Origin of the sequence: Pseudomonas sp. PA-5-4B (genome assembly GCF_021606215.1) — a bacterium.
In the GTDB taxonomy this organism is placed as follows: domain Bacteria; phylum Pseudomonadota; class Gammaproteobacteria; order Pseudomonadales; family Pseudomonadaceae; genus Aquipseudomonas; species Aquipseudomonas edaphica.
The window spans coordinates 45925-68664 of the sequence record NZ_WKDB01000002.1; the positions used below are offsets into that span (position 1 = coordinate 45925).

19 protein-coding genes are annotated in these 22740 nt (G+C 60.7%); 8 read left to right on the forward strand and 11 right to left on the reverse strand.

From position 1 onward, the window contains the following. Nucleotides 1-19 precede the first annotated feature (19 nt). The 3 genes from GIW28_RS02165 (at nucleotide 20) to GIW28_RS02175 (ending at nucleotide 1825) form a co-directional block, all read left to right on the forward strand. Nucleotides 20-295, forward strand: a complete 276-nt coding sequence (locus tag GIW28_RS02165) for a polyhydroxyalkanoic acid system family protein (RefSeq protein WP_017138585.1) — start codon at nucleotides 20-22, stop codon at nucleotides 293-295. A 105-nt stretch (nucleotides 296-400) separates the two neighbouring features. Next, nucleotides 401-823 (forward strand): phasin family protein, encoded by a 423-nt coding sequence (locus tag GIW28_RS02170; protein WP_017138584.1) that lies wholly within the window; start codon nucleotides 401-403, stop codon nucleotides 821-823. A 12-nt stretch (nucleotides 824-835) separates the two neighbouring features. Then, nucleotides 836-1825: a phasin family protein gene (locus GIW28_RS02175; protein ID WP_236445698.1), complete on the forward strand. Its 990-nt coding sequence runs from the start codon at nucleotides 836-838 to the stop codon at nucleotides 1823-1825. Nucleotides 1826-1998: 173 nt separating this feature from the next. Here GIW28_RS02175 and GIW28_RS02180 read toward each other — a convergent pair whose 3' ends face one another. The 10 genes from GIW28_RS02180 to GIW28_RS02225 form a co-directional block, all read right to left on the reverse strand. After that, nucleotides 1999-2619: a TetR/AcrR family transcriptional regulator gene (locus GIW28_RS02180; RefSeq protein WP_017138582.1), complete on the reverse strand. Its 621-nt coding sequence runs from the start codon at nucleotides 2617-2619 to the stop codon at nucleotides 1999-2001. A 27-nt stretch (nucleotides 2620-2646) separates the two neighbouring features. Next, the gene (gene phaC / locus GIW28_RS02185) at nucleotides 2647-4329 is read right to left on the reverse strand and encodes a class II poly(R)-hydroxyalkanoic acid synthase (RefSeq protein WP_236445700.1); all 1683 of its coding nucleotides are present in this window, start codon (nucleotides 4327-4329) and stop codon (nucleotides 2647-2649) included. Between the two features lie 88 nt (nucleotides 4330-4417). After that, nucleotides 4418-5263, reverse strand: a complete 846-nt coding sequence (phaZ, locus tag GIW28_RS02190; RefSeq protein WP_017138580.1) for a poly(3-hydroxyalkanoate) depolymerase — start codon at nucleotides 5261-5263, stop codon at nucleotides 4418-4420. Nucleotides 5264-5429: 166 nt separating this feature from the next. Continuing rightward, a complete protein-coding gene (gene phaC, locus GIW28_RS02195; RefSeq protein ID WP_099549478.1) occupies nucleotides 5430-7109 on the reverse strand; it encodes a class II poly(R)-hydroxyalkanoic acid synthase in 1680 nt (559 codons plus the stop codon). Between the two features lie 249 nt (nucleotides 7110-7358). After that, nucleotides 7359-7736, reverse strand: coding sequence for a gamma-butyrobetaine hydroxylase-like domain-containing protein (locus GIW28_RS02200; RefSeq protein WP_017138579.1), 378 nt, complete (start codon nucleotides 7734-7736; stop codon nucleotides 7359-7361). 183 nt (nucleotides 7737-7919) lie between these two features. Continuing rightward, the gene (hslU, locus tag GIW28_RS02205) at nucleotides 7920-9257 is read right to left on the reverse strand and encodes an ATP-dependent protease ATPase subunit HslU (protein WP_017138578.1); all 1338 of its coding nucleotides are present in this window, start codon (nucleotides 9255-9257) and stop codon (nucleotides 7920-7922) included. Nucleotides 9258-9293: 36 nt separating this feature from the next. Continuing rightward, nucleotides 9294-9824, reverse strand: coding sequence for an ATP-dependent protease subunit HslV (hslV, locus tag GIW28_RS02210; RefSeq protein ID WP_010563201.1), 531 nt, complete (start codon nucleotides 9822-9824; stop codon nucleotides 9294-9296). Between the two features lie 258 nt (nucleotides 9825-10082). After that, on the reverse strand, nucleotides 10083-10784 hold the full coding sequence (locus GIW28_RS02215) for an SPOR domain-containing protein (protein WP_017138577.1): 702 nt from the start codon (nucleotides 10782-10784) through the stop codon (nucleotides 10083-10085). A 1-nt stretch (nucleotide 10785) separates the two neighbouring features. Continuing rightward, nucleotides 10786-12522: an arginine--tRNA ligase gene (argS, locus tag GIW28_RS02220; RefSeq protein ID WP_236445702.1), complete on the reverse strand. Its 1737-nt coding sequence runs from the start codon at nucleotides 12520-12522 to the stop codon at nucleotides 10786-10788. Nucleotides 12523-12726: 204 nt separating this feature from the next. Further along, nucleotides 12727-14946, reverse strand: coding sequence for a primosomal protein N' (locus GIW28_RS02225; RefSeq protein WP_138452622.1), 2220 nt, complete (start codon nucleotides 14944-14946; stop codon nucleotides 12727-12729). Between the two features lie 342 nt (nucleotides 14947-15288). On the opposite strand from GIW28_RS02225, the gene rpmE reads away from it, so the two are divergent. Both rpmE and GIW28_RS02235 read left to right on the forward strand, forming a co-directional pair. After that, nucleotides 15289-15516, forward strand: coding sequence for a 50S ribosomal protein L31 (rpmE, locus tag GIW28_RS02230; RefSeq protein WP_017138574.1), 228 nt, complete (start codon nucleotides 15289-15291; stop codon nucleotides 15514-15516). Nucleotides 15517-15804: 288 nt separating this feature from the next. Next, the gene (locus GIW28_RS02235; protein ID WP_099548044.1) at nucleotides 15805-17073 is read left to right on the forward strand and encodes a malic enzyme-like NAD(P)-binding protein; all 1269 of its coding nucleotides are present in this window, start codon (nucleotides 15805-15807) and stop codon (nucleotides 17071-17073) included. 742 nt (nucleotides 17074-17815) lie between these two features. On the opposite strand, the gene GIW28_RS02240 is transcribed toward GIW28_RS02235, so the two are convergent. Next, entirely contained in the window at nucleotides 17816-20278 is a 2463-nt protein-coding gene (locus GIW28_RS02240; protein WP_407073963.1) for a penicillin-binding protein 1A, read from the reverse strand. A gap of 219 nt (nucleotides 20279-20497) precedes the next feature. On the opposite strand from GIW28_RS02240, the gene pilM reads away from it, so the two are divergent. From pilM to GIW28_RS02255, 3 genes are read left to right on the forward strand one after another with little or no spacing between them, the layout of a single operon-like run. Then, complete coding sequence (gene pilM, locus GIW28_RS02245; protein ID WP_099548046.1) at nucleotides 20498-21154, forward strand: type IV pilus biogenesis protein PilM; 657 nt, start codon at nucleotides 20498-20500, stop codon at nucleotides 21152-21154. Beyond that, nucleotides 21151-21702: a PilN domain-containing protein gene (locus tag GIW28_RS02250; protein ID WP_236445703.1), complete on the forward strand. Its 552-nt coding sequence runs from the start codon at nucleotides 21151-21153 to the stop codon at nucleotides 21700-21702. The genes pilM and GIW28_RS02250 overlap by 4 nt, the downstream gene beginning before the upstream one ends. After that, the gene (locus tag GIW28_RS02255; RefSeq protein WP_236445704.1) at nucleotides 21699-22700 is read left to right on the forward strand and encodes a pilus assembly protein PilP; all 1002 of its coding nucleotides are present in this window, start codon (nucleotides 21699-21701) and stop codon (nucleotides 22698-22700) included. Before GIW28_RS02250 ends, GIW28_RS02255 begins: the two co-directional genes overlap by 4 nt. The last annotated feature ends 40 nt before the right edge of the window (nucleotides 22701-22740 follow it).

Consider the following 22740-nt stretch of genomic DNA (forward strand, 5'->3'; position numbering starts at 1 on the left):
ATAAAGAGGAGTCATTGCAATGGCCCGTATTACCGTTGAGCGTGCACATTCCCTGGGTAAAGAAGGCGCGCGCGCGAAGGCCGAGAAGTTGGCGCATAAACTCAAGGAGCAATATGGCCTGGAGTCATCGTGGTCGGGCGATAGCCTGAACCTCAAGCGTTCGGGGGTTAAAGGCACGGTGTTAGTCGCCGATGAATCGCTGCGCATTGATGTTGAATTGGGCCTGTTGATGTCGGCCATGAGCGGCACCATCAAGTCTGAAATCGAGAAAGCCCTGGATAAGGCGCTGGCCTGATCAATGTGTTCTTAGGGTGCCGATTCTAATTTTCCAGCCTACTTTGTGCCCAAGCCCTCAACTCCTGCGGGCCGTTCCTCGACCCTAATCTGCGTGAGGTGCACCATGGCCAAAGTTATTTTGAAGAAAAAAATCGACCTTCAGTCCACTGCCCTGAGTGACGTTAAAAGCTACGCCCGCAAGATCTGGCTGGCAGGACTTGGCGCCTATGCCAAGGTCGGCAGCGAAGGCGGCGAGTACTTCAAAGAGCTGGTTAAGACCGGTCAACATGTTGAAAGTAAAGGCAAAAAAGTTGTGGTTGAACAACTTGATGCTGCCAACAGTCAGATTGACCAAGTAAAGAGTAATGTCTCCAGCGTCAAAGGTTTGGTTGAAGTTCAACTGGATAAAGTTGAAAAAGCTTTTGACACGCGTGTTGCAAGTGCCTTGAATCGAATCGGCATTGCGTCTAAACATGACGTGGAGACACTCTCTGCTAAGCTCGAAGAGCTGACGACATTGCTAGAACGTGTCGCGCGTAAACACTAAGGAGACATCGGGATGGCTGTTAAAAAGACTACTCAGAAAGAAGGCAGCTCGTGGATCGGGGAGGTTGAAAAATATTCCCGTAAGATCTGGCTTGCTGGTTTAGGCGTGTACTCGAAGGTTAGCAGTGACGGCGGCAAATACTTCGAGACATTGGTCAAGGACGGCGAAAAGGCCGAGAAGTTGACCAAGACCACGGTTGGTAAAAAAGTTGAAGCGGCCAAGGCCACTGCCGGCTCTGCCAAGTCGAGCATTTCTGACACTTGGGGCAAGTTGGAAGAAACCTTCGACAAGCGTCTCAACAGTGCCATTTCGCGACTGGGCGTGCCCAGCAAAGCGGAACTGAAGACGCTGCACAGCAAGGTCGATACCCTGACCAAGCAAATCGAAAAACTCACCGGCGCTAAAGTGGCTCCAGCCAAAACCGCCGCCGCTAAACCGGCTGCCAAGCCTGCGGCTAAAACTGCGGCTGCTAAACCGGCTGCCAAAACCGCCGCCAAGCCTCTGGTTAAAGCGGCCGCCAAGCCAGCTGCCAAACCTGCGGCCAAGGCCCCGGCTAAAGCTGCGGCAAAACCCGCTGCAAAAACCGCAGCTGCCAAACCGGCTGCCAAGCCTGCAGCAAAACCCGTGGCCGCTAAAGCCGCTGCCAAGCCTGCGGCTAAGCCGGCTGCCAAAGCAGCAGCAAAACCAGTGGCTAAAACCGCCGCTGCCAAACCTGCTGCCAAGCCGGCCACTGCGAAACCTGCAGCCAAGCCAGCCGCCGCTAAAGCCGCTGCCAAGCCTGCTGCAGCAAAACCTGTGGCTGCCAAGCCTGCGGCAAAACCTGCCGCCGCGAAGAAGCCAGCAGTAGCCAAGAAGCCAGCAGCGTCCAAACCTGCTGTTGCGGCCAAGCCTGCAACTCCAGCGCCAACCGCTTCTACAGCCAATTCGGTGTCCGCACCGACACATGCTCCTGCCGCCCCGACTGCAACGCCGGTAACCCCGACGCCATCCAGTCAGTCCTGATTTTTTCAGGGCACAAAAAACGCCCGGCCTGTGAAGGTCGGGCGTTTTTTTATGGAAGTCTCATATACACCGCATTTCCAATGTGGGAGCGGGCTTGCCCGCGATGGCGGAGTGTCAGCCACCCAGGTATTGGCTGATAAATTGCTATCGCGGGCAAGCCCGCACACACATTTTTAATCGATATCATCCAGGTATTTGAGCGCAAACCGCTCAGTTGCCTGCCGCGCCGGCAATAGCAGATGCGGCGCCACCAGCATCATCACCTGGTACACCACCACCCGCACCTCGCCTTCACGGTCGAGAATCCGTTGGTAGTCCAGGGAAAACAGCAGGGTCATGGTGATCTGTTCCACCAATTGCCCCAGTGCCTGGGTGTCACTGACCAACTGTCCCGCTGCCTTCAGGCGCGCAAGCAGTGAAGCCAGGGTGCGCTTGAGCGCCGTGAGCAAGTTGCGAATGCCCTTGGCCAGCTTTGGCAGGCGCCCGGCCAGGTTCGACAGGTCCTGGAACAGGAACCGGTAGTGGGCCATGCGCTCGATGATCAGGTGCAGGAACAGCCAGTAATCTTCGGGTTTGAGTTGCGCATCTGCCGGCGGGTCGAGCAGCGGCGCCAGTTCATTCTGGAAACGCTCGAACAACCCAAGCACCAAGGGCTCCTTGCCATGGAAATGGTAATAAAGGTTGCCGGGGCTGATCCCCATTTCATTGGCCACCTCCATGGTCGACACGTTCGGTTCGCCCTTGTGGTTGAACAACTGCAGGGCACATTCAAGGATACGGTCGCGGGTCTTCATCCAGTCTTCTTAATGTGATCGTTGAGCTCAGCGCACCCGCACGTAAGTGCCTGGCGCCACTTCCATCGGTGGGTAATTCTGGTTGCCCAGGGCGGTGAGTGTTTCGCGTTGCACGCCCGAACGTTGCTGGATCCACGCAAGCCACTGCGGCCACCAGCTGCCTTCGACGTGACTGGCGTCGTAGTACCAGGCACGCGGGTCGCTGCTCAGCTTGGGGTTCTCGACGTAGTTGGCCTTGGGGTTGCCCGGCGGGTTGAGGATGCTCTGGATATGCCCGCTGTTGGACAGCACAAAGCGCCGCTCGCCGCCCAGCAGTTGCGTGGAGCGATACACCGCGTCCCACGGCGTGATGTGGTCGTTGATCCCGGCCACGCTGAAGCTGTCCACTGTGACCTTCTGCAGGTCGATGGGCGTGCCGCACACCTCAAGGCCACCCGGATGGCTGAGCGGGTTGTGCTTGAAGAAGTCCAGCAGGTCGCCATGCAACGCGGCGGGCAGGCGCGTGTTGTCGTTGTTCCAGTAGAGGATGTCGAACGCCGGCGGTTCTTTGCCCAGCAGGTAATTATTGATCCAGTAGTTCCAGATCAGATCGTTGGGGCGCATCCAGGCGAAGACCTTGGCCATGTCGCGACCCTCCAGCACGCCTTGCTGGTAGGAGCGGCGCTTGGCGGCCTCCAGGGTCTGTTCATCGGCAAACAAGGTGGCGGGGCTGTCGATCTGGCTGTCCAGCAGGCTCACCAGGTAACTGGCGCTGGAGATGCGCCGCAGCTGGCGCTTGGCTTGCAGGTGGCCTTGCAGCGCGGCGATGGTCAAGCCACCGGCGCAGGCGCCCATCAGGTTGACCTCACGGGCACCGGTGATTGCCCGGCACACGTTCAGCGCTTCCTCCAGCGCCGCCACATAGGTGGACAGGCCCCACTCGCGGTGACGCACATCCGGGTTGCGCCAGCTGACCATAAACGTCTGCAGGCCGTTTTTCAGGGCGTACTGCACAAAGCTGTTGGCGGGGCTGAGATCGAAGATGTAGTACTTGTTGATTTGCGGCGGCACGATCAGCAACGGCTTGGCGTACTGCTTTTCGCTCATGGGCTTGTACTGGATCAGTTCCAGCAGCTCGTTGCGAAACACCACGGAGCCCGCGGTCGTTGCCACCGTTTTGCCCACTTCAAAAGCGTGTTTGCTGACCTGGCTGGGCAGGCCGTTGTTGTGCAACAAATCGTTAAACAAATTACTCACGCCGCGCACCACACTGTTGCCGCCGGAGTTGAGCAGCTCCTTGATGGCCAGCGGGTTGAGCAAGGTGTTGGAGGGCGAGACGGCATCGTTGATCAGCGAGAAGGCAAAGTGCGCGCGGGCGCGGTCATCGGCGCTCATCGAGCTGTCGTCGATCCAGTGACGCGTTTGTTTCTGCCAGCTCAAATAGGCTTGCAGGCTGCGCCGGTACAGCGGATTAAGCGTCCAGGTGGGGTCGGAGAAGCGGCTGTCAGCGGGGTTGGGGGCCTGTACGGTTTCACCCAGCAGCACGCGACCGAGTTGGCCGCCCAAGGCCAGGGCGTGCCGAGCGGTGTACAGCGGGTTGCGCAAGCCATGGTTGGCGACACTGCGCAGGGTCGCCAGCAAATCGCGGCCCCGCAGGCCACTGATCGCATTTTGCGCGTTGATGAACGCGGCCGGGGTGGGCGCCGGGTTCGTCACGGGTCTTTCTCGCATGAGCCAACACTCCTTCGTCAAGCCATCAACAGGCACGCCAATTCAGAACCATAGTCGGTTCCTGGCAAGTTGCGCGGCGGCGTAGTCCTTACACCGCTGGTCGAGGGTGAATCACCGCACGCAGGCGCTCCTCTTCAAGAAACTTCATGATGATCGGCGCCACGGCTTCGGCGCGGGTGATCAGGAACAAGTGGCCATCATCGATGATGTGCAACTGTGCGTTGGGAATGCGCCAGGCGAGCATGCGCATATTGATCAGCGGGATCAGCGGGTCGTCGTCGCCGGCCAGCACCAGCGTCGGCTGGCGGATCTTGTGCAGCCAGTGAATGCTGGTCCAGCCAAGGCCCGCAAACAGCTGCCAGTAGTAACCGAGCTTGCCCGCCGAGCGCACCTTGCTGGCGTGTTCGGCGGCCAGTTTGGAGTCGCGGCGGAACGAGCCGCCATAAATCATCGGTGCAATTCGCACCACGTGGGACGGTTGGATATAGCGCCTGGGGCTTGCCATCAGCCATAGCACCTTGGGTTTGCCCGGCACCATAAAGGCCCCGGCTGCCGTCGCCGCCAGGATCAGTTTTTTGCAGCGCTCGGGGTAGTCATAGGCAAACTGCTGCGCCAACGCGCCGCCCCAGGACACACCCACCGCATTCACCTGGCCATAGTCCAGGTAATCGAGCATGCGTGCGGTGAGCTTGGCCAGACCGGGAAAGCGATAGGGCACGCTGGGTGTGGAAGACCCCCCCACACCTGGCACATCGAAGGCGATCACTTCCAGGTCCGGGTCCAGCGCCTGGACGAACGGAAACACCAGCTCAAGGTTGGCGCCGATGCCGTTGAAGATCAGCAGCGGCGTCAAGTGAGGCTTGCCCGGGCGTACCGCCGTACGGATGGTCTGGCCATCCAGGTCGATGGTACGGAAGATGAACGGTTGCGGCATGCTCAAGCCCTGTGAAGTGGCGCTATTTGTCTGGAAAAACTCGGTTCCTGTGGGAGCTGGCTTGCCTGCGATAGCAATCTTTCAGTTAGCTCATCAGCTAGCTGGCCCACCGCTATCGCAGGCAAGCCAGCTCCCACATTGATCGCATTTCTACCGCAAAATCTGCTTATCGTTCGTGCACATAAGTACCCGGTGCCGCCTCGGCTGCGGCATAGGCTTTGTTACCCAGGCTTGTAGGTGCTTTCTTCAGTTTGCCCGCCCGCTCGGCCTGCCACGCCTGCCAATGCAGCCACCATGAGTCAGTATGCTTGGTGGCATTCTCCTGCCACTCCAGCGGCTTGCCCGCCAACCCATCGCTGGTCTGGTAACGCGCCTTGGGGTTGCCTGGCGGGTTGAGGATGCTCTGGATATGCCCGCTGCTGGACAACACAAACTCCACTTTGCCACCAAACAGCTGCGCCGATTTGTAGCACGACTGCCACGGCGTGATGTGGTCGTTGGTGCCGGCCAGGGAATAGATATCGGCGGTCACCTGCTTGAGGTCGATCGGCGTGCCGCACACTTCCAGGGCATTGGCGCGTACCAGCGGGTTGTTCTTGAACAGCTCAATCAAATCGCCATGGAAGGCGGCCGGCAAACGTGTGGTGTCGTTGTTCCAGAACAGGATGTCGAACACCGGCGGCTCGTTGCCGAGCAGGTAGTTATTGACCCAGTAGTTCCAGATCAGGTCGTTGGGGCGCATCCAGGCGAAGACCTTGGCCATGTCGCGGCCCTCCAGCACACCGGCCTGGTAAGAATGGCGCTTGGCGGCTTCCAGGGTCTGTTCGTCGACAAACAGCGCCACCTGGGTGTCCAGGGTGGTGTCCAGCACACTCACCAGCAGGGTCAGGGCGTTGACCTTCTTCTCGCCCAGCGCCGCGTAGTGGCCCAGCAGGGCGGTGCAGGTGATGCCGCCCGAGCAGGCGCCGAGCATGTTCACGTCTTTGCTGCCGGTAATCGCCGTGACCACATCGACCGCTTCCTTGAGCGCCTCGATATAGGTCGACAGGCCCCACTCGCGCTGCGCCTTGGTCGGGTTGCGCCAACTGACGATAAACGTCTGCTGGCCATTGCGCAGGCAGAAGCGCGCCAGGCTCTTCTCCGGGCTCAGGTCGAATACATAGAATTTGTTGATCTGCGGCGGCACCACCAGCAGTGGGCGTTCGTGCACCTGCTCGGTAATGGGCTTGTACTGGATCAGCTCCAGCACGTCATTGCGAAACACCACGGCGCCTTCAGTGGTGCCCAGGGTCTTGCCGACTTCAAAGGCGCCCATGTTGACCTGGCTGGGCATGCCGCCGTTGTGCACCATGTCTTTGGCCAAGTGGGACAGGCCATCAAGCAGGCTTTTGCCGCCGGTTTCAAAGAAGCGTTTGACCGCCGCCGGGTTGGCCGCGCTGTTGGTGGGGGCCATGGCTTCGGTCATCAGGTTGATCACGAAGTGGCCGCGGCTGATGTCCTGTTCCGACAGGTTACTGTCGCCGATCCAGTCGTGCAGTTCCTTGCGCCACGCCAGGTAAGTTTGCAGGTAACGCTTATAGAGCGGGTTCTGGCTCCACGCCGGGTCGTTGAAGCGACGGTCATCGCCTTCGGGGGCCAGTGCGGATTTGCCGAACATCACGTTCTTCAATTCCACGCCAAAATGCGCGACGTGTTTGACGCTGTGCAACGGTTGCTTGATGGCTTGGGTCAGTACCATCTTCGCTGAGGCCAATAAATCCTTTTTGCGTAACGCGATGATCGGGTTCAGCCCCAGGGTGTTTTCCGAGGCCTGGCGTTTCAAGTCATCGTTATTCTTGTTACTCATCTACGACGCTCCATTGTCCGAAAGACGAGTACCGGCGATTGCTGCGCACCCAATTTCGATACACGACACCAGCCTGGTACTGCGACTCGGGTGACCGTTGATACCGCATCGTCAAATGCAGGGAACTTGCCAGTTCCATTGGTTACCCGAGTTTAATTTTTTTCGCAAGCGGGCCAATCGTTGACCACGCGACAGGGCATTCAAGCAGATGAAATTAGAAAATGCCCTCTAAAGAGCGAGACGCCTGAGTTAGAGCATCAGCCGCACGACCGATTCGCTCGGGTCGCGGGTTTTGCCGGCGGCTTTAAGCTCAGCCAGATAATCGGCCCACAACGCATCCTGGCGTACGGCCAACTGGTAGAGGTAGTCCCAGGTGAACAGTCCGCTGTCATGGCCGTCGTCGAAGGTCAATTTCAGTGCGTATTGGCCGGCTGGTTCTATCTTGATCAGCCGCACGTTGAGCTTGCCGAACTGCAGGATGGGTTTGCCGTGGCCCTGGACCTCGGCGGAAGGCGAGTGGGTGCGTAGCAGCTCAGCGGGGAGCTGGTAGACCTCGCTCGGCCCATAGGTAAGGCCGAGGGTGTTGGAGGTTTTGTGCAGGTTTACAGCGGTGGGGAATTTGGTCATTGGAGAACCGCCCAGAGATAGTCCTGAGAACCGGCTTAAAACTGTAGGAGCTGGCTTGTGTGGGAGCCGGGCTTGCCCGCGATGCAGACACCTCGGTGTTTCAGAAACACTGAGGTGATGCTATCGCAGGCAAGCCAGCTCCCACACAAGTCCGGCTCCGACACAAGCCGTTTTCTGTGAGGCTTACAGGATATAACGAGACAGATCTTCGTTCTGCGCCAATTCGCCCAGGTGGCTATTGACGTACTCAGCGTCAATCTTGATCGCTTCGCCATTCTGCGAACCGGCCATGTCGCCAGCACTGAAGGACACTTCTTCCAGCAGACGCTCAAGCAGGGTGTGCAGGCGACGGGCACCGATGTTTTCGGTCTTCTCGTTGACCTGCCAGGCAATCTCCGCCAGGCGCTTGATGCCGTCCGGCTGGAATTCGATGCCCAAACCTTCGGTTTTCAGCAGTTCGCGGTATTGCTCGGTGAGCGAAGCATGCGGCTCGCTGAGGATACGTTCGAAGTCGCCGGGGGTCAGCGCCTTGAGTTCCACGCGAATCGGCAGACGGCCTTGCAGCTCCGGCACCAGGTCGCTGGGCTTGCTCAGGTGGAACGCGCCCGAGGCGATAAACAGGATGTGGTCGGTCTTGACCATGCCCAGCTTGGTGTTCACCGTGCAGCCTTCGATCAGCGGCAGCAGGTCGCGCTGTACGCCTTCGCGGGACACATCGACGCCGCCGGAGTTGCCGCGCTTGGCCACCTTGTCGATCTCGTCGATAAACACGATACCGTGCTGCTCCACCGCTTCCAGGGCTTTGGCCTTGAGCTCTTCCTCATTCACCAGGCGCCCGGCTTCTTCGTCGCGCACCAGCTTCAGCGCGTCCTTCACCTTGAGCTTGCGGCTTTTCTTCTTGCCCTTGCCCATGTTGGCGAACAGGTTCTGCAACTGGCTGGTCATTTCTTCCATGCCAGGCGGTGCGGAAATGTCGACGCCGGACACTTCGGCCACTTCGATCTCGATTTCCTTGTCGTCCAGCTGGCCTTCACGCAGGCGCTTGCGGAACAGCTGGCGGGTGTTGGAATCCGAGCTTGGCGCGGCGTCTTCGTTGAAGCCCATGCGTGCCGGTGGCAGCAGGGCATCGAGAATGCGTTCTTCGGCGGCGTCTTCGGCGCGGTGGCTGACCTTGGTCACTTCCTGCTCGCGCAGCATTTTCAGGGCGGCGTCGGCCAGGTCACGAATGATCGACTCGACGTCACGGCCTACGTAGCCCACTTCGGTGAACTTGGTGGCCTCGACCTTGATGAACGGAGCATTGGCCAGCTTGGCCAGGCGCCGGGCGATTTCGGTTTTACCCACGCCTGTCGGCCCGATCATCAGGATGTTCTTGGGCGTTACTTCAACGCGCAGTTCTTCGGGCAGTTGCATCCGGCGCCAGCGGTTACGCAGCGCAATGGCAACGGCGCGCTTGGCATCGTCCTGGCCGATGATATGGCGATTAAGTTCATGGACGATTTCGCGGGGAGTCATGGACATAGTGTTTGGCGGCCTCAAGCGGAATAAGCCTACGGCTTACTCGGCGAGGTCCTGCTCCTCAATGGTGAAGTTGTGGTTGGTGAACACGCAGATATCGCCGGCGATACCCAGGGCGGTCTCGACGATTTCGCGGGCCGACAGGTCGGTTTTCTTCAGCAGGGCGCTGGCTGCCGCCTGGGCGTAGCCGCCGCCGGAACCCATGGCGATCAGGCCGTGCTCGGGTTCAACCACATCGCCGTTACCGGTGATGATCAAGGATGCGTCTTTGTTGGCGACCGCCAACATGGCTTCCAGGCGGCTGAGGGAACGGTCGGTGCGCCATTCTTTGGCGAGTTCGACAGCGGCGCGAACCAGGTGGCCCTGGTGTTTTTCCAGCTGGCCTTCGAAGCGTTCGAAGAGGGTGAAAGCGTCGGCAGTGGCGCCAGCGAAACCGGCGAGAACCTGGCCGTGGTACAGGCGACGCACTTTCTTGGCGTTGCCTTTCATCACGGTGTTGCCCAGGGAAACCTGGCCGTCGCCGCCCATGACGACTTTGCCGTGGCGACGTACTGAAACGATGGTGGTCAAGGGGAGAGTCTCCACGCAGCGGGGCGAAAGTGCCCTGATGGAATCTCATATGGGGGTGGCGGGGGGGATTTCAACCGTAGGACGTGTGTGCGGACGAGTGGTGTTTATGGGGCTGACACCTTCCAGAGAACACCACAAAACCAAGTGTGGGAGCTGGCTTGCCTGCGATAGCGGTGTGTCAGTCACTGAAAATACTGACTGTTACATCGCTATCGCAGGCAAGCCAGCTCCCACATTTTGATCAACGTTGAGCCGGAATCAACGGCTCTGGCGTTGTTGTAACAACAGATTGCTAAAGCCTGCACCCGCCAGTTGCTTCTGCGCCACGGTCAGCTGTTCACGGTTGCTGAACGGCCCGACCAATACGCGATACCAGGTCGCATCCTTCACCGTGCCGGACTCCACTGTTACCGACTGGCCCAGCAGGATGATCTGCGCACGCACACGATCCGCATCCGCCTGTTTCGGGAACGAGCCCGCTTGCAGGAAGAACTTGGTCACCGGCGCCGCCTTGGTGGTCGCCACCGGTGGCGGTGGCGGCGGAGTGATCCCGGCCAACGCGGCTTGAGCGCGTGCGGTGTCGATTTTCGCGGCTTCCGCTGGTGTCACCGGCGTGGTCGGCACTTGTGGCGTCGGCAGGGTTTTCTCCGGCACGGCGTCAGGCGGCACGATCACTTCCGACTCCGGCAGCAGCGTGTAGAAGTCGTACTTGGGCTTTACCGGCGCGGTCGGGCTCGGCGCAGTCTTGTTGGCCTCGGCGATTTTTGTGGCCTTCTGCTGTTCTTGCTTGACCCGTTTGACGTCATCACCCTTGCCGGGCTCCAGCTTCATCAGGATCACCACAAACGCGCCGACCGCCAGGCCGATAGCCATCCACAGCCAGCCCGGGATTGGCTTCTTCGCCGGTGCCTGATAGCGGCTGGCGCCGCGCTTGGGTGCAGGTTTTTTCTTGGCAGCCAACTTACATACGCTCCAGGGTTTCCAGGCCTAACAGTTCCAGGCCTTGCTTGAGGGTCCGTCCAGCCAGTGCGGCGAGGCGCAGGCGACTTTGCTTTTTCGCTTCATCGTCTGCCGTAAGGATCGGGCAGTTCTCATAGAAACTGGAGAACAGACCGGCGACTTCGTACAAATACGTGCAGAGGATATGCGGCGTGCCTTTTTCACCGACGCTGTTGAGCACTTCGCCGAACTGCGCCAGCTTGGCCGCCAGGTCCTGTTCATGTGGGGCATCCAGCACGATTTGGCCTTCGACCTCGCTGAAATCCTTGCCCAGCTTGCGGAACACGCCGGCCACACGGGTGTAAGCGTACAGCAGGTACGGCGCGGTGTTGCCTTCGAAGTTGAGCATCAGTTCGAAGTTGAAGCTGTAGTCGCTGGTGCGGTGCTTGGACAGGTCGGCGTACTTCACCGCACCAATACCTACCACGCGGGCGATATTGCGCAGGTCGGCTTCGGCCAACTCCGGGTTCTTTTCCTTCACCAGGTTGTAGGCACGGTCCTGGGCTTCGTTGAGCAGGTCGATCAGCTTCACGGTGCCGCCGTCGCGGGTCTTGAACGGGCGGCCATCGGCGCCGTTCATGGTGCCAAAACCCATGTGTTCCATGTGCATCGGGTGGGTGACGAAGCCTGCGCGGCGCGCCACTTCGAACACTTGCTGGAAGTGCAGGGCCTGGCGCTGGTCGACAAAATACAGCGCGCGGTCGGCCTTGAGCACGCCGCTGCGGTAGCGCACGGCTGCCAGGTCAGTGGTGGCGTACAGGTAGCCGCCGTCGGCCTTGACGATGATCACTGGCAGCGGCTCGCCGTCGGCGGTCTTGAATTCCTCGAGGAACACGCACTGCGCGCCGTTGCTCTCAACCAACAGGCCGGCAGCCTTGAGGTCGTTGACCACGTTGATCAGGTCGTCGTTGTAGGCGCTTTCGCCCATCACGTCGGCCATGGTCAGCTTCACGTTGAGCAGCTCGTAGATTTCCTGGCAGTGCGACAGCGAAATCTCACGGAAACGGCCCCACAGCGCCAGGCAATCTTCATCGCCGGCTTGCAGCTTGACCACCAGGCCACGGGCGCGGTCGGCGAACTCTTCGGATTCGTCGAAGCGCTTTTTGGCGGCGCGGTAGAAGTTTTCCAGGTCGGCCAGCTCGTTGCTGGTGATCGGGTTTTCCTGCAGGTAGGCCATCAGCATGCCGAACTGGGTGCCCCAGTCGCCCACGTGGTTCTGACGGATCACGTCGTCACCCAGGAACTCCAGCACCCGTGCCACGCCGTCGCCAATGATGGTCGAGCGCAGGTGGCCCACGTGCATCTCTTTGGCCAGGTTGGGTGCCGACAGGTCAATCACCACACGCTCCACGGGGCCGGCCTTGCGCACGCCAATGTTGGCGTCGGCCAGGGCCGCGTCCAGGCGCGAAGCCAGGGCCTGGGTGTTCTGGAAGAAGTTGATAAAGCCTGGGCCGGCGATTTCGGCCTTGGTCACACTCTCGTCGGTTGGCAGCGCGGCGATGATTTTCTCCGCCAGGTCACGCGGTTTCATGCCGGCAGGCTTGGACAGCATCATCGCAATGTTGCTGGCAAAGTCGCCATGGGTCTTGTCGCGAGTGTTTTCCACCTGGATCGCCGGCGACAGGCCTTCAGGCAACACACCTTCGTTGACGAGTTGGGTGAGGGCTTGTTGGATCAGCTGGCGAATGGTGTCTTTCATGGTGTTCTCTTTCGACCGCAAGCGGCGGTGCGCGATGCGCAGGTGGAAAAACTCGGCATTATCCGTGGCGAGGGCGGGCTTGCCAACCGTTCAGACAGGTTGATGGACCTGCGGACCTCATCGCGGGCAAGCCCGCTCCCACATTTAAGGGGGTTCATATTTCAAAATGTGGGAGCTGGCTTGCCTGCGATAGCGATTTCGCAATCAATACAGGTCTACCGGATCCACATCCAACGACCATCGCACTTGGCGGGCGCTGGGCATTTGCTCCAGGGCAAGCATCCAGCTATTTAATAGTCGATGCAGCGGTGCACGGGACGTTGCCTGCAAGAGTAGCTGAGCGCGATACCGCCCGGCGCGCCGCTCCATCGGCGCGGGGACTGGGCCGAGCAATTCGATGCCGGCCAGACTCAACTCACCGAGCAAACGTTCGGCGGCGCTGCATGCCTCGTCGAGAAAATTTTCGGCCTGCCCTGGCTTGTGCGCTTCGGCGCGCAACAGTGCCAGGTGTGCAAACGGCGGCAGGCCGGCGGAGCGGCGTTCGCTCAGGGCCTGTTCGGCGAAAGCGAAGTAGCCCTGTTCTGTCAGTTGAATCAGCAAGGGGTGGTCAGCCAGATGCGTCTGGATAATCACCTTGCCCGGCTCTTCGGCGCGCCCGGCACGGCCTGCCACCTGCACGATCAGTTGCGCCATGCGTTCGCTGGCGCGGAAGTCGCCGGAGAACAAACCACCGTCGGCGTCCAGGATCGACACCAGCGTTACCCGTGGGAAGTGGTGCCCTTTGGCGAGCATCTGCGTGCCGATCAGGATGCACGGCTGGCCTTTCTGAATGGTCGCGAACAGCTGGTTCATCGCGTCTTTGCGCGAGGTGCTGTCGCGGTCGACGCGCAGCACCGGGTAATCCGGAAACAGAATGCCCAGGCGCTCCTCGGCACGCTCGGTGCCCGCACCCACGGGGCGCAAATCCACTTTGCCGCATTGTGGGCAGTGGCGCGGCACGCGCTCCACATGGCCGCAGTGGTGGCAGCGCAGCTCGCCGTGGCGCTGGTGTACGGTCATGCGCGCATCGCAGCGTTCGCACTCGGACATCCAGCCGCAGTCGTGGCACAGCAGCGTCGGCGCAAAGCCCCTACGGTTAAGAAACACCAGGACTTGCTGGCCGGCGGCGAGGGTTTGGCCGATGGCTTGCTGCATCGGCCCGGAAATGCCGCTGTCCAGTGGGCGGCTTTTTACATCCAGGCGCAGAAACCGTGGTTGCTTGGCGCCGCCGGCGCGCTCGTTGAGGCGCAGCAGGCCATAACGGCCGGTGTAGGCGTTGTGCAGGCTTTCCAGGGACGGTGTAGCCGAGCCGAGCACAATCGGGATGTCTTCCTGGCGCGCGCGTACCAGCGCCAGGTCGCGGGCGTGGTAGCGCAGGCCTTCCTGCTGTTTATAGGAGCCGTCGTGCTCCTCGTCGATGATGATCAGCCCGGGGTTTTTCATCGGCGTGAACAGTGCCGAGCGGGTGCCGATAATAATGTCGGCCTCGCCATCCCGCGCCGCCAGCCAGGCTTCCAGGCGCTCGCGGTCGTTGACCGCCGAATGCACCAGCGCGATGCGCGCGTTAAAACGTTGCTCGAAACGCGCCAGGGTTTGCGGGCCGAGGTTGATCTCCGGGATCAACACCAGTGCCTGCTTGCCGGCTTGCAGGGTTTCGCGGATCAGTTGCAAATACACTTCGGTCTTGCCGCTGCCGGTGACGCCGGCGAGCAGGAAGGCATGGAAGCTGTCGAAACCGGCGCGAATGGCTTCATAGGCGGCGCGTTGCTCGGGGTTCAGCGGCAACTCCGGTTGAGCCAGCCAGTGGTCATGGCGCGGGTCCGGCGCGTGCTTGCGGATTTCCACCTGCACCAAGCCCTTTGCCAGCAGCAAGTCGAGGCTGTCTTTGCTCAGCATCAGCTTGCTTAACAACTGGTGGGCTACGCCATGGGGGTGTTGGGCCAGGGTCGCGAGGGCTTCGCGTTGGCGTGGCGCGCGGGCGATGCGTGGGTCATCCAGGCGCGCGCCGGGCACCATCGACCAGAAACGCTCCTGGCGTGCTTCAGCCAGTTCGCCCTGGCGCAGCAGCACCGGCAGTGCCCAGCTCAGGGTATCGCCGAGGCTGTGCTGGTAATACTGTGCGGTCCACAGGCATAACTTGAACAGCGCGGGCGGCAGCGGCGGTGTAGCGTCGAGGATGGCCAGGGCCGGCTTGAGCTTTTCGGCGGGGACTTCGCTGTGGTCGGCCACCTCGATCAGGATGCCGATCATCTCGCGACGGCCAAACGGCACGCGCACGCGCATGCCCGGCTGTAACTGCGCCCGCAACACGCCGGCCGGGGCTCGGTAGTCGAACAGGCGGCGCAGGGGCGAGGGCAGGGCTAGGCGCAAAATGGCGTCGGGCACGCGGGGAGTCTCATATAAAGGCAGGCAGTGGCGCAGGGGCGGGAGCCTAGCAGACCTGCGGTGGGGGTGTCCTGTGTTGCGGCACTTCTGTGGGCGCCGGGCTTGTTGTGGCGAGCAGCAGGCTTGCCCAGCGCAGGGCAAGCCTGCTCGCCACAAAAAAGTGCGGCCTTGCAGATGGGCGGTGGTGTGTTGGGTTTTTCTGATGAAAGGGGCTTTTATGTAGGCAAAGCACGGGAGGCGCCGCTTGCGCGTTTAAAAAGGTCTGGTAGAATCCGCGGCCTAATTACGTGCGGTATTCGACAATAGTGTCGAGTGGCGGCACGCTAGCCCGAGGAAGTCACCATGAAAGCCGATATCCATCCAGCGTACGAAACTATCGAAGTAACCTGCAGCTGCGGCAACAAGTTCGAAACGCGTTCGAACCTGTGCAAGCCACTGGGTACTGACGTATGCAACGAGTGCCACCCGTTCTACACCGGTAAGCAGAAAACTCTGGACACCGGCGGCCGTGTACAGCGCTTCGCAGATCGCTTTGGTGCTTTCGGCAAGAAGCCTGCTGCTGCAGAGTAAGGCTCAAAAGCCCCCAGGGTTTTTGCAAGCTGTTGAAAAAGGCGCCCCTTGTGGGCGCCTTTTTTGTGCCTGCGATTTGACCGTGCTGCACTCAAAGCGATTTTAATAAAATAATTGTAGACATTTTTTATCGTAATTGTGAACAGTTAAGCCCTTGTATCCCGTGGCTCTTGGCCGAAAGTCGTAGTGCGCGGCCCTTGACGGCAGTGACTGACCAGTCTTGTGGGGACTTTCTCACACGCGTATCCTCGGCGGTCCGTCGACCAACAGTAAAAGCGGAATGCCGATATGTCTGATTTGAAAACTGCCGCTCTCGAATATCACGCCCATCCTCGTCCAGGAAAGCTGAGTGTAGAGCTCACCAAAGCCACTGCCACTGCCCGCGACTTGTCGCTGGCCTACAGCCCTGGCGTTGCCGAGCCCGTACGTGAAATCGCCCGCGACCCTGAACTGGCGTACAAGTACACCGGCAAAGGCAACCTGGTTGCAGTGATTTCCGATGGCACCGCGATTCTCGGCCTGGGCAACCTCGGCCCATTGGCTTCCAAGCCAGTCATGGAAGGTAAGGGCGTGCTGTTCAAGCGCTTTGCCGGCATCGACGTTTTCGACATCGAAGTCGATTCCGAAAGCCCGCAAGCTTTCATCGACACTGTAAAGCGCATCTCCATCACTTTCGGTGGCATCAACCTGGAAGACATCAAGGCACCTGAGTGCTTCGAGATCGAAAAGGCCCTGATCGAACAGTGCGACATTCCGGTATTCCACGATGACCAGCACGGCACCGCGATCGTTACTGCGGCCGGCATGATCAACGCCCTGGAAATCGCTGGCAAAACCCTGGCTGACGCCCAGATCGTCTGCCTGGGCGCTGGTGCTGCGGCCATCTCCTGCATGAAGTTGCTGGTGAGCATGGGCGCCAAGCTGGAAAACATCTTCATGGTCGACAGCAAGGGCGTAGTTCAGTCCGAGCGTACCGACCTGAACCAGTACAAGGCGATGTTTGCCCACGCCACCGACAAGCGCACCCTGGCTGACGCCCTCGACGGTGCCGACGTGTTCGTTGGCCTGTCCGGCCCGAACCTGCTGAGCGCCGAAGGCCTGAAGTCCATGGCGGCCAACCCGATCGTGTTCGCCTGCTCCAACCCGGACCCGGAGATCTCGCCTGAGCTGGCCCACGCCACTCGCAACGACGTGATCATGGCCACCGGCCGTTCGGACTACCCGAACCAGGTCAACAACGTGCTGGGCTTCCCGTTCATCTTCCGTGGTGCCCTGGACGTTCGCGCCAAGCGCATCAACGAAGAGATGAAAGTGGCTGCCGCCAACGCCCTGCGTGAACTGGCCAAGCTGCCGGTACCTCAGGACGTCTGCGATGCCTACGGTGGTGCCCCACTGGCATTCGGTCGTGAGTACATCATCCCGAAACCAATGGATAAGCGCCTGATCACCCTGATCTCGGATGCCGTGGCCAAAGCCGCGATCGAGACCGGTGTGGCTACCCTGCCGTATCCGAAGCACTACCCGCTGAAAAGCGTGGATGATGTGTTCAACGGCTAAGCCGTTGTAGCGCACCAACAAAAAGCCCCGGCTCTTGCGAGTCGGGGCTTTTTTTGTGGCTGATGAATACGGTCTTCAGGCGCCAGGTAAACCCTGTGGGAGCCGGGCTTGCCCGCGATGGCGGTGTACCAGGGGGTGAATCAGTGGCTGATACACCGCCATCGCAGCATAGGTTACACAGCCGGTTGGCACGCAGTCTGTGGCAGGTGGGCTGTTGTGGCGAGCAGGCTTGTCGAATCGTCGCACCGCCGGCGTTGGGCTGCGAAGCGGCCCCAGTAAAGGCACTGCAATTTTCCTGAAAGTACTCAGTGTCAGGGTTTGGGGCCGCTTCGCGGCCCAACGCAGGACAAGCCTGCTCGCCACAGGAGAAAGTGGCGGCCTTCAAAAGTTGTGTAGATGCCTATGGCCATCGCAGGCAAGCCAGCTCCCACAGTGGAGCTGGGTCGGCCATTGATCTCATCAGAACAAATCGATCGGCGCCGCCTAATCCGCCGGCAGCGGGCTGCCCGGTGTAAAGCGTGGATGATGTGTTCAACGGCTAAGCCGTTGTAGCGCACCAACAAAAAGCCCCGGCTCTTGCGAGTCGGGGCTTTTTTTGTGGCTGATGAATACGGTCTTCAGGCGCCAGGTAAACCCTGTGGGAGCCGGGCTTGCCCGCGATGGCGGTGTATCAGGGGGTGAATCAGTGGCTGATCCACCGCCATCGCAGGCAAGCCAGCTCCCACAGTGGAGCTGTGTCACATTAGAAGAGATCGATCGGCGCCGCCTCATCCGCCGGCAGTGGGCTGCCCGGTGCAACGCCGTTGCCCAGCTCGTTGACCGACGGCGGCGTGTCTTCGCTCTTGAACAGCTCGAAGTACGCATTCGGCGTGCTAGGTGATGCCGCACGGCCGCTGACCGGGTCTATCCGCAGGCTGAGAATACCTTCCGGCTCAGCCTGGGTATGCAGCGGCTTGTCCTTCAAGGCCGCGCCCATGTAACTCATCCAGATCGGCAGTGCGACGGTGCCACCAAACTCACGGCGGCCCAGGCTTTCCGGTTGGTCGTAGCCGGTCCACACAGTGGTCACGTAGTCGGCGTTGTAGCCGGAGAACCAGGCATCCTTGGACTCGTTGGTGGTACCGGTCTTGCCGGCGATATCCGCGCGACCCAAGGCCAGGGCGCGGCGGCCGGTGCCTTTCTTGATCACGTCTTCCAGAATGCTGTTGAGGATGTAGGTGGTACGACCATCTACCACACGCTCGGCCACTGCTGGTGCCTGTGGCTCGGCGGGCACGGCGGCATTGGCGGCCGGTGCTGCGCCTGGCGTCGGCTCAATGGTGATGCCGCCGTTGTTCGGTGCTGCGATGCCGTCGGGTGCAGCCACACCGTTTACCACGTCGCCCGGCACGCGTGGCGGGTTGGCGGTGAACAGCGTGTCGCCATTGCGGCTTTCGATCTTGTCGATCAGGTACGGCGTGATCTTGTAGCCGCCGTTGGCAAAGGTGCTCCAGCCGGTAGCAATTTCCATCGGCGTGAGGGTCGCGGTGCCCAGCGCCAGGGACAGGTTCGGCGGCAGATCCGACTTGGCGAAGCCAAAGCGTGTCATGTAGTCGATGGTCTTGCCCACGCCCATCGCCTGCAGCAGGCGGATCGAGACCAGGTTGCGTGACTTGTACAGCGCCTCGCGAATACGGATCGGGCCGAGGAAGGTATTGGTGTCGTTCTTCGGGCGCCAGACCTTGTCCAGGTACTCGTCGACAAACACGATCGGTGCGTCGTTGACCAGGCTGGCGGCGGTGTAGCCGTTATCCAGCGCGGCGCTGTAGACAAACGGTTTGAAGCTTGAGCCCGGCTGGCGCTTGGCCTGGGTGGCGCGGTTGTAGTTGCTCTGCTCGAAGGCAAAGCCGCCGACCAGCGCACGGATCGCACCGTTCTGCGGGTCCAGGGACACCAGAGCGCCCTGGGCCACAGGCACTTGGCTGAATTTCAGGCTGTCGTCTTTCTGGCGTTGCACGCGGATCAAGTCACCGACTTGCGCCACGTCCGACGGCTGCTTGGGCATCGGGCCCATGCTGTTGGTGTTCAGGAACGGGCGTGCCCATTTCATGCTGTCCCACGACACATGGCCTTCGCCGCTGCGGGTGAGCACTTGCACGCCATCCTTCTTCACCTGAGTGACGATGGCGGGTTCCAGGCCGCTGATCGGGCGCTGTTTACCCAGCTCGGTGGTCCAGGCGCTCAGGGTCTTGCCCGGCAGGCGCGATTCGGGGCCACGGTAGCCATGGCGCTGGTCGTAGGTCACCAAACCGTCGCGTACTGAGTTATTGGCGATTTCCTGCAGGTTGCTTGGAATGGTCGTGGTCACGCGGAAGCCTTCGGTGTAGGCCTCGCTGCCATAACGGCCGACCATCTCGGCACGTGCCATTTCAGCGATATACGGCGCATTCACTTCCGGAGTCGGCACGTGGTAGCTGGCGTTCAGCGGCTCGGCCACGGCGCTCTCGTAGGCGGCCTGGTCGATTTTGCCCAGCTTATACATGCGCCCCAGGATCCAGTCGCGACGCTCCTTGCTGCGCGCCGGGTTGGCCAGCGGGTTGAAGCGCGACGGCGCCTTCGGCAGGCCGGCGATCATTGCCATCTGCGCCAGGCTGGCATCACGAATCGACTTGCCGTAGTACACCTGCGAAGCGGCTTCGATCCCGTAGGCGCGATTGCCCAGGTAGATCTTGTTGACGTACAGCTCAAGGATTTCGTCCTTGGTCAGCTGACGTTCGATCTGCAGCGCCAACAGGATTTCGGTGGCCTTGCGCGAAAAACTGCGCTCGCTGGTGAGGAAGAAGTTCTTCGCCACCTGCATGGTGATTGTGCTGCCGCCGGATTGAATGTGTCCGCTTTTTACCAGCTGGGTGGCTGCGCGCACCAGGCTGCCTGGGTCGACGCCGTAGTGGTTGGCGAAATTATCGTCTTCAGCCGAGAGCAGGGCGTTGATGAAATTGGGTGGAATGTCGGCGAAACGGATCGGTGTGCGGCGCATTTCGCCGAACTCCGCGATCAGTTTTTCATCGCTGCTGTAGACCCGCAAAGGAATCTGCAACTGGATACTTCTGAGTGCCTCTACTGAGGGCAAACCCGGACTAAGGTAGAGGTAGGCCCCGCTGAGTACGAGCAGCAGCCCGCAGACGATCGCGACAATGGAGTACCCGAAAAACTTCAGCAGACGAATCAAGGCTTTTGGATTTCCAGAGAAAAGAATGAGTTACGCGTCGGGGCATGCATGGCAAACGATGGATCGACCCGAGCAGCAGGAAAAAGCGGGAAAAAACGCTGGGCATTAAAGCATTTTCGGCCTGGGGCGTCATTCGTGGCGGCCAAACAAGTCGACCGAATGCACGATTCCCAGCGGCAATCAGGCGGTATGACAGGCAAAGTTTTAGGGAGTTTTATGAGAAAGGGATTTTTCAGGCGCAAAGCCGACACCCTGCTGGGCGTCGACATCAATGACACCGGAATCAAGCTGATTGAACTGGACCACACCGCCGGCGCCTACAGCGTCAAGGCATACGTCGCGCAGGGGCTGCCCGCCAATGCGGTCGTCGATGGCACGTTGTTGGACCTTGAAGGGGTGGGGCAGGCGCTGCAGCAGGCATTGTCCCGGTTGCACTCGTCCGTCCGGCAGGCGGCGGTGGCGGTATCGGGGCCATCGGTCATCACGCGGGTGATCGACATGGAGGCGGGGCTCAGTGACGAAGAGATGGCCTGGATGATCCAGATGGAAGCCGACCAGTACATCCCTTACCCACTGGATGACGTCGCCATCGATTTTCAGGTGCGCGGCCCCTTAGCTCAGGACTCGGCGCGGGTCGAGGTGGTGCTGGCTGCGTGCCTGAAGGAGCAGGTCGAGGCCCGCGCAGCGGTTTTGGCCCTGGCCGGGCTGGTTGCGCGGGTGGTGGACGTCGAAGGGTTTGCATTGGAGCGCGCTTGCCGTCAGGATTTCGCCAGCTTCATGCCGGGCCATCGAGTCGATGGCGCACAATGGGCCGTGGATGCCCACGGGATGGGAATTGCTTGCGGGCTGGCCCTGAGGAGTTTCGCTGGATGACACGAATCAATCTTTTGCCCTGGCGCCAGGCGCAGGCAGAACGGCGGCGCAAATACTTCCTGATATTTCTGCTGGGGTTCGCCGGTGTGGCACTCGCGGCGGTGTGGCTGGCGAACCAGGTCATCGATCAGGCGATCGACCGGCAAGTGACACGCAACAGCCACCTCAACCAAGACGTCGCCATCCAGGACTCGCGCCTCAAGACCATCGATGACTTGCAGGAGCAGAGCCAGCAATTGGCCGCGCGAATGAAGGTCGTACAGGACCTGCACGAATCTCGCTCGGCCGGCGCCCAGCTATTGGACCAACTCGCCCGTGCCGTGCCCGATGGGGTGCACCTGCATGAGGTGGTTGCCAAGGGCAATACGGTGAGTGTCAGTGGCAGTGCCGAGTCCAGCCAGGATATCGCTCAACTGATGCGCCGCCTCGAGGCCTCTGAAGGTGCCCACGCAACCCGGCTGCAGCACGTGCGTGCGCAAGGCCAAGGCGGCGGCAACGAATTCCAGTTGATGGTGCGCCAAGGGGAATCCACCGAGGCCCAGCCTTGAGCCTGCCCAGGCTCGACTTTTCCACGCTTTCTCACAACGCTGCCAAATGGCCCCTACCGGCCAAGCTTCTGCTCGGCTGCGCGCTGGGGGGATTGGTGTGGGTGGTGGGCGATGGATGGCTGCTGGCTCCGGCACGTGAACAGTTGCAAGGGTTGCAAGCGCAGACGCTGATGTTGCAACAGCAACTTACGCAAAAGACCGGCCTGGCCGCCGATCTTGAGGTGCGTGCCCATCAGGCCCAGGGAGCCCAGGCGCAGGTTGCCGAGCTGTTGCGGCAGTTGCCCGGCGAATCGGACGTGCCGGGCTTGCTCGAAGACATGGCGCGGCTGGCGGCGGCCAACGGTTTGGTGGTCGAAGGTGTCACGGTACTGGATGAACAGACGCAGCCGTACTACATCGAGGAGCCGGTACAAGTCGGTGTTTTGGGTGCCTACCACGACCTGGCGAGCTTCGTGACTGCCCTGGGTGATTTGCCGCGGATCGTCACTGTGCAGGATGTGGTGCTTCGGTCTGAAGGGGCGTTATTGCGCCTTGATTTGCTGGCCAAGACTTACCGTGGCCTGTCCGCGCGCGGCAAGCCTGGAATGGCTGTCGAGCAGAGGGCGCACTTTGTCTACGACGCAGCGTCCCAGCGTGACCCGTTCCAGCCGCCTGCGGCGCAGGTCGACCATATGCCGGGCCAACCCGCTCTTGCGCCGGACTTGGCTCGCAAGCGCGGCCCACTGGAAGGCCTGGCTGTCGACCAGTTCGAAATGGTCGGCACGCTTTCAATCGATGCAGTGTCGGTCGAAGCACTGCCCCATGGCCTGCAGACATTCGCCCTGCTGCGCACATCTTCTGGCGTGCACCGGCTGGCGGTCGGCGACTACCTGGGGCCTAACCATGGCCGGGTCACGGCCATTCATTCCGGCCACATCGAACTGGTCGAACTGTTCCCGGACGAACAGGGCGCATGGCTTGCGCGTTCGCGAACCCTGGTTTTAAACGTCAACTCATAACGGAATCAAACAATGAAAAGGACTTTCTCGTCCTTCGGGG

What these genes read in the sequence shown, in the direction of transcription:
- argS (WP_236445702.1), bottom strand. Translation starts at nt 12,522, where the DNA reads ATGAAAGACACCATTCGCCAGCTGATCCAACAAGCCCTCACCCAACTC.
- rpmE (WP_017138574.1), top strand. Translation starts at nt 15,289, where the DNA reads ATGAAAGCCGATATCCATCCAGCGTACGAAACTATCGAAGTAACCTGC.
- GIW28_RS02175 (WP_236445698.1), top strand. Translation starts at nt 836, where the DNA reads ATGGCTGTTAAAAAGACTACTCAGAAAGAAGGCAGCTCGTGGATCGGG.
- pilM (WP_099548046.1), top strand. Translation starts at nt 20,498, where the DNA reads ATGAGAAAGGGATTTTTCAGGCGCAAAGCCGACACCCTGCTGGGCGTC.
- phaZ (WP_017138580.1), bottom strand. Translation starts at nt 5,263, where the DNA reads ATGCCGCAACCGTTCATCTTCCGTACCATCGACCTGGATGGCCAGACC.
- GIW28_RS02170 (WP_017138584.1), top strand. Translation starts at nt 401, where the DNA reads ATGGCCAAAGTTATTTTGAAGAAAAAAATCGACCTTCAGTCCACTGCC.
- phaC (WP_236445700.1), bottom strand. Translation starts at nt 4,329, where the DNA reads ATGCGAGAAAGACCCGTGACGAACCCGGCGCCCACCCCGGCCGCGTTC.
- GIW28_RS02165 (WP_017138585.1), top strand. Translation starts at nt 20, where the DNA reads ATGGCCCGTATTACCGTTGAGCGTGCACATTCCCTGGGTAAAGAAGGC.
- GIW28_RS02200 (WP_017138579.1), bottom strand. Translation starts at nt 7,736, where the DNA reads ATGACCAAATTCCCCACCGCTGTAAACCTGCACAAAACCTCCAACACC.
- GIW28_RS02250 (WP_236445703.1), top strand. Translation starts at nt 21,151, where the DNA reads ATGACACGAATCAATCTTTTGCCCTGGCGCCAGGCGCAGGCAGAACGG.
- GIW28_RS02180 (WP_017138582.1), bottom strand. Translation starts at nt 2,619, where the DNA reads ATGAAGACCCGCGACCGTATCCTTGAATGTGCCCTGCAGTTGTTCAAC.
- hslU (WP_017138578.1), bottom strand. Translation starts at nt 9,257, where the DNA reads ATGTCCATGACTCCCCGCGAAATCGTCCATGAACTTAATCGCCATATC.
- GIW28_RS02235 (WP_099548044.1), top strand. Translation starts at nt 15,805, where the DNA reads ATGTCTGATTTGAAAACTGCCGCTCTCGAATATCACGCCCATCCTCGT.
- phaC (WP_099549478.1), bottom strand. Translation starts at nt 7,109, where the DNA reads ATGAGTAACAAGAATAACGATGACTTGAAACGCCAGGCCTCGGAAAAC.